This is a genomic window from Vibrio sp. 1641 (assembly GCF_033339995.1).
In the GTDB taxonomy this organism is placed as follows: domain Bacteria; phylum Pseudomonadota; class Gammaproteobacteria; order Enterobacterales; family Vibrionaceae; genus Vibrio; species Vibrio alginolyticus.
Map to the genome: position 1 here is coordinate 1 of NZ_JAWOVP010000196.1, position 681 is coordinate 681.

The following is a 681-nucleotide window of genomic DNA, read 5'->3' on the forward strand; positions in this document are numbered from 1 at the left end:
CAGCAGCGTACGCATAAACTCTAAGCCATCCATGACCGGCATGTGAATATCGGTAATGATGATGGCTGGAGAATTGGCATCGATAACTCTGAGTGCTTCAACGGCATTGGGAAAGCAAGTGACTTCAATGCCCTCGATAAGTAGTGCTTGTGAAACGGCATCACGAATGTGTGGTTCGTCATCAACAAAGATAACTGCGTTATGCATGGTCGTTTTCCGTTACTGGTTTGGTGGTACTGGTGTTTGCCATCGGAACGGTGACCACAAAGGTCATGCCGCCTGACTCACCCGATTGCGTCCCTTGGTGGTTATAGGCGCTGAGCGCTCCGTGATAGCTTTCTAAAATACGTTTTGAAATGGTCAAACCCAGTCCGAGCCCTTCTGGTTTGGTGGTAAAAAACGGGTCAAAGATTTTCGCCAGTGCCTCGTCAGACATCCCCGGGCCGTTATCTGACACCAGAATATCGCAGCTCGAATCGTGGCATTGAATCGCGATGGAAATTTGTGGATCAATACAATAGCCATCCATCGCTTGCGCAGCGTTGTGGAACAGATTGATGAGCACTTGTTCTAGTTCAACGCTGTGAATGGCGAGCCTTACCTCGTGGTCGATCGTCGGTACTTTGAGCGTGACGCCTTGCTTGATCAATTTATTGCTCAATATGCTGGTGGCATTGTGCA

At 48.9% G+C, this 681-nt stretch carries 2 protein-coding genes; both read right to left on the reverse strand.

What is annotated here, in order from left to right; translation table 11 throughout:
* Nucleotides 1-207, reverse strand: a 207-nt coding sequence (locus R7Z47_RS25015) for a response regulator (RefSeq protein ID WP_318130785.1), incomplete at its 3' end; no start/stop codon positions are given.
* Nucleotides 200-681 (reverse strand): sensor histidine kinase (locus R7Z47_RS25020; protein WP_318130786.1); only part of this gene is annotated, 482 nt, incomplete at its 5' end. The genes R7Z47_RS25015 and R7Z47_RS25020, both read right to left, overlap by 8 nt.